This window comes from Actinoplanes sp. NPDC051633 (genome assembly GCF_040681735.1).
Lineage (GTDB): Bacteria > Actinomycetota > Actinomycetes > Mycobacteriales > Micromonosporaceae > Actinoplanes.
Genome location: NZ_JBFAZH010000491.1, coordinates 1 through 5,505 on the forward strand (window position 1 = coordinate 1; position 5,505 = coordinate 5,505).

Sequence of the window (5,505 nt, forward strand, 5' to 3'; positions counted from 1 at the left end):
CTGTCCGCGCCGCTGTTACTCGCCATCGCGATCTGGATCAAGGCGGACTCCGGCGGCCCGGTGTTCTTCCGGCAGACCCGGGTCGGGCGGGGCGGCGAGTTGTTCCGGATGGTCAAGTTCCGCACCATGCGCGTCGACGCCGAGCACCGGCTGCCGGCGATGCGGGAGCACAACGAGTCCTCCGGGGTGCTCTTCAAGATCCGGGATGATCCCCGGATCACCCGGTCCGGCCGGCTGCTGCGGCGGCATTCGCTGGACGAGCTGCCCCAGCTCATCAATGTGCTGATGGGGCAGATGTCGCTGGTCGGGCCAAGGCCGCCGCTGCCCGGCGAGGTGGAGCAGTATCCACACGACATGCGCCGCCGGCTGGTGGTCAAGCCCGGGATGACCGGGCTGTGGCAGGTGAGCGGACGCTCGGATCTGTCCTGGGAGGACTCGATCCGGCTGGACCTGAGATATGTGGAGAACTGGTCGCTGACCGTCGACCTGGTGATCCTGATGCGCACGGCGCTGGTCGTGACGAGGGGCGAGGGGGCCTACTAGCCGGGGACCGTCGGGGGATGGAGCCGCACGAGATTTGGGGACAGTTCGTTGGTAACGCTGTACGTCATCGCCGCACTGGCGGTGTTGCTGCCGTTGGCGATCGGGGCGCTGCCGGCGACCGGCCCGGGCCGGCGCCTCGCGCGCCGTCTCTCGGACAGCGCCGCGGTCCGGCGGATCGGCGAAGCGTTGACCGGCCTGGTGGACACCCTCGGGCGGCCCGGCGCCGCGCTCGTCGTCCTGTTCGCCTGGATCTCGGCCGTGGTCGCGGTGTTCTGGCCGATCGGCGAGCTGATGCACAGCCTGGAGAACGCGGTCGACCGGCCGGTGCTGACCTGGATCGCCACTCGGCGCAACGCGTCCTTCGAGGAGTTCAACTGGTTCTACACAGCGCTCGGTGACCGCTACCCGCTGAAGTGGGTGACCGTGGTGGGCGCGGTCGTCTTCGCGGTCCTGTGGCGGCGCCGGTTCTGGATCCCTTTGGTCGCGATCCTCGGCCAGTTCGCGGTGGAGCAGTACGTGCAGGCCGTCATCGCCGGCATGGTCGACCGCGGCCACCCGCCGACCGGCCTGGGCACGTACCCGTCCGGCGGCATCGCCCGGATCTGCATGGTCTTCGGCACCCTGGCTCTGTTCGCCGTGCTGACGTGGCGGATCGGGCGCCGCGGCCAGGTCGCGCTGGGCACGTTGGTGCTCCTGCTGGCCACGTACGAGGGCTACTCGCGCCTCTACACCCAAAAGCACTGGCTCACCGACGTCATCAGCGGTCTGGCCTTCGGGCCGGTCTTGTTCCTGGGCTTCGCCGTGGCCGTCGGTGTGCTGGCCGGGCGCGTCGGCGCTCCGCACCGGGCGATGGAGCTGGTCGCATGACGGCGCTGCTCGTCGCCTCGACCGGCGGCCACCTGGCCGAGCTGTACGACCTGGTGCCGCGGCTCGGCGTGCCCGACCGGCGCTGGGTCACCTTCGACAGCCCGCAGAGCCGCTCCCTGCTCGACGGCGAGGACGTCGTGCACGTCCCGCCGGCCGGCACCCGCGACTTCCGGGGCGCGATGCGCAACATGCTGCTGGCGCGCGCGATGCTGCGCGGCCACCGGTACGAACGGGTGATCAGCACCGGGGCGAGCGTGGCGATATCGTTCTTCGTGCCGGCCACCGCGGCCGGTGTCGAGTGCACGTACATCGAGAGCGCGACCCGCACCGACGGCCCCTCGCTGACCGGCCGGCTGGCCGCCCGGCTGCCGCGCATCCGGCTCTTCACCCAGCACCCGTCCTGGGCGTCCGGCCCCTGGCGCTACGGCGGGTCCATCTTCGACGCCTTCCACCCGATGCCCGAGCCGGAGCCCCGGCCGGTGCGCAAGGTCGTGGTCACCCTCGGCACGCACGGCGGTTACACGTTCCCGCGGCTGCTCAACCGGCTGGTCGACATCCTGCCGCCGGAGCTCGACGTGCTGTGGCAGGTCGGCGGGACCCGGATCGACCGGATGCCGCCCGGCGCCCGCTGCGAGGTGCCGATCGCCGAGATGCGGGCGGCGATGCGCGAGGCCGACGTGGTGATCTCGCACGGCGGCGTCGGCTCGGCGCTGGCCGCGATGCAGACCGGTCACCGCGCCCTCTATGTGCCCCGGCGCCACGCCCACGGCGAGCACGTCGACGACCACCAGGTCCAGCTCGCCCGCGAGCTGGCGCGCCGCGAGCTGGTCGTGGCCCGCGAGGCCGACGAGCTCACCTTCGCCGATCTCGAGACGGCCGCCGGCTGGTCGGTACGCACCGGCCCCGCGGTCGCCCCGTTCCCGTCCACCCCCTTGGTAACAACCGGAGTTTGAGGAGGGCAAGTGTCCGTTCCACGTCGAGCACGGCTGCTCGTGCCGGCCGCCGTGCTGGGCCTGGCGGTCTCGCTGACCGCCGTGGCGCCGGCCGGTGCGGTCTACGTGCCGCCGCCGGCCGCCGCGACGCTCGCGAACGCCAACCCGGCGGACAACACGCCGCACGCCCAGAACGGCAGCTTCCGAGCGTTCGCGCAGATCGGCAACACGATCTACGCCGGTGGCTCGTTCACGGGCGTCAAGGCGGCCGGCGCGTCGGCCTGGACCCCCGTCACCAACCTGGTCGCGTACGACGCCACCACCGGCGCGCTGAAGACGGGCTTCACGCCCACCTTCGACAACGCCGTGCAGGCGCTCGCGGTCAGCCCCAACGGCAAGCTGATCGTCGGCGGCAACTTCCTGACGGTGAACGGCGTCGCCCGCAAGAACCTGGTCATGATCGACCCGGTCACCGGTGACACCGTCGAGAGCTTCGTCGGCCGCGCGGACGGCGGTGTCGTCCGCCGGGCCGTGGTGGTCGGCAGCCAGCTCTACATCGCGGGCGCGTTCCACGCCGTCAACGGCACCGCGCACTCGCTGCTGGCCCGGCTGAACTCCACCACCGGCGCGATCGACAACGGCTTCAACATCAACGCCACGACGGCGCGGCCGTACCCGAACTCGACCGAGCTGGTCTGGTCGATCGCCGTGTCGCCGGACGGCAAAACGCTGGTCGCCACGGGCAACTTCACCAAGGTGAACGGCCAGACCCGCAACCAGGTCGCCCTCATCGACGTGACCGCCGCGCCGACCCTGACCGACTGGACCACCGACAAGTACGTGGCGGCCTGCGGCTCGACCACGTTCCCGTTCTACGCCCGCGACGTCGACTTCTCCAGCGACAGCAAGTACTTCGTGATCGCCGCCGACGGCGGCCGCGGCTGGGGCCCGGACGCGTACTGCGACTCGGTCGCCCGGTTCGAGACCGCCGACCGCGGCGCGGTGACCGCCACCTGGGTCAACTTCACCGGCAGCGACTCGTTGACGGCGCTCGAGGCGGCCGACGGCGTGGTGTATGTCGGCGGGCACTTCCGCTGGCTGAACAACGCCAACGGCAACGACGAGAAGGGCGACGGTGGCATCGACCGCTACGGCTACGGCGCGCTCGACCCGAGCAACGGCATGCCGCTGTCCTGGAACCCGGGCCGGTCCGCGGGCAGCAACCTGCCGCCGGGTGGCACCAGCTGGGGACCCATCGTCTGGGAGATCTGGAAGGGCGCCAACGGCATCTACGCCGGGCAGGACTCCGACGGCGTCGGCAACGAGTACCACGGCCGGCAGGCGTTCTTCCCGTACACCGGCGGCCGTGCGCTCGCCGCGCAGGACGCGCCGGCCGCCGCGTCCGGCTACCTCTACCGCGGCAACGGGACCACCAAACTCCGCAAGCTGGCGTTCGGCCCCGGCGGCGTCGGCGCGTGGCAGGACGTCACGCAGACCAACCTGAACGGCGCCAAGGCGGCGTTCTCGCTCAACAACAAGGTGTACTGGGCCAAGGCCGATGGCACGCTGAACATCTCCACGTTCACCGCCGGCCAGGCCGGCGCTCCCTGGGTCAGCAGCGGCTTCAACTCGTGGTTCAACGCGGCCCAGCTGACCGGCGCGTTCTACCTGAGCGGCCGGATGTATTACACGACCGCCTCGAGCAACGCGCTCTACTACCGCTACCTCACGCCGGACGGCTCGCCGATCGGCGCGACCCAGTTCACGCTGCCGACCAGCGGGGTGGACTGGAGCACGGTCCGCGGCATGGTGTGGGTCAACGGCAAGCTCGTCTTCGGCGCCACCAACGGCGCCCTGAAGTCGGTCGCGTTCAACCCGGGCGCCACGACGGCGGTCGTCGGTTCGACGGCGGCCACCCTCGCCGGTCCGTCGAACCCTCCCGTGTGGAGCAGCCCCACGCTGTTCTTCGCGACCTCTTGAGAAACAAGGCCGGCCGTCAGATGAGTGGCGGCCGGCCCGTACAACCCTTCGGGAGCCCCCATGGATGTCACTGATTCCGTCGCCGCGAACCGGCAGCGCGTCGTCGGCTTCGCGGACGTCGTCCGGATCCCGCTGCGACGCCGGCGCATCGTGCTGATCGTCACCGCGGTCATCACGCTGGGCGTTGTCGCCTATCTGCTGTTCCTCCCGGCCACCTACAAGGCCACCACGGTGGTCGTGTTGCGCCCGGTGGTGACCGACCCGTTCACCACCCCGCCCGGTGGCGCCGACCGGGCCATCAACATGACCGCCGAGAGCGGTGTGGCGCTGGGCAACGAGGTCGTCGACTCGGTCTCGCAGGCGGTCGGGCGGGATGCCGAGGACGTGCTGGACGCGCTGGCCGTGGAGGTGCCGACCGGTGGCGCCGTGCTGCGGTTCGAGTATCAGGACGACAGCGAGGAACACGCGGTCACCGGCGCGAACCGGGCGGCGGAGACCTATCTGAAGGTCCGCGAGGGGATCTACCAGAGGCAGCGCGAGGCGTTGCTGAAGTCGTACGACAGCTCGATCAAGCAGGTCAACGACCAGGTGAAGATCGCGCAGAAGGGCCTCGGCGACTCCGACGGCGACGCCAACCGGCTGCCGCCGCGGACCCAGGCCGTGCTGGACCAGGCCAGCAAGCTGAACGACCAGCTCGCCCAGCTGGCCAACCAGCGGGCGAAGATCGCGTCGGCCGACCTCAGCCCGGGCGCGGTCACCGCCGCGGCCCGCGCGCCGGTGCCCTCCAGCCACGACGCCTGGGCTCTCTACCTGCTCGGCGCGCTGCTCGGCGGGCTCCTGCTGGGCGCGGTCGCGGCGCACGCCCGCGAGGCGCTGGACCGCCGGGTGCGGTCGCTCGACCAGGCGGCCGACCTGATCGGCACTCCCGCGCTGGGCGTTGTCCGCTCCGCCGGGCGGGCGGCCGACGAGGCCGCCGCCGCGGACGCCCGGTACGTCTCCCTGGCCCTGCTCAAGTGGATCGACCGGCACCCCGACCAGCCGATCGTGGTGCTCTCCGGCCGCGACGACGAGGACCGCACCACGGTCAGCGGCAACGTGGCGGTGGCGCTGGCCGAGGCCGGTCGGGACGTGTGGCTGGCCGCGCCGGACGACCGGCAGGACGAGCTGCGGGCGGTGCTGTCCG

General features: G+C 71.5%; 4 protein-coding genes and 1 pseudogene. All 5 read left to right on the plus strand.

The features are described from left to right. Positions 1–543: sugar transferase (locus tag AB0M20_RS24695; RefSeq protein ID WP_364301929.1), on the plus strand; the 543-nt coding region annotated here is incomplete at its 5' end. Positions 544–591: 48 nt separating this feature from the next. Further along, on the plus strand, positions 592–1,410 hold the full coding sequence (locus tag AB0M20_RS24700) for a phosphatase PAP2 family protein (RefSeq protein WP_364301931.1): 819 nt from the start codon (positions 592–594) through the stop codon (positions 1,408–1,410). Then, positions 1,407–2,363: a glycosyltransferase gene (locus AB0M20_RS24705; RefSeq protein ID WP_364301933.1), complete on the plus strand. Its 957-nt coding sequence runs from the start codon at positions 1,407–1,409 to the stop codon at positions 2,361–2,363. The genes AB0M20_RS24700 and AB0M20_RS24705 overlap by 4 nt, the downstream gene beginning before the upstream one ends. Positions 2,364–2,372: 9 nt before the next feature. After that, positions 2,373–4,322, plus strand: coding sequence for a hypothetical protein (locus AB0M20_RS24710; protein WP_364301935.1), 1,950 nt, complete (start codon positions 2,373–2,375; stop codon positions 4,320–4,322). 60 nt (positions 4,323–4,382) lie between these two features. Then, positions 4,383–5,505 (plus strand): annotated as a pseudogene (locus tag AB0M20_RS24715) (lipopolysaccharide biosynthesis protein); the annotation flags it as partial.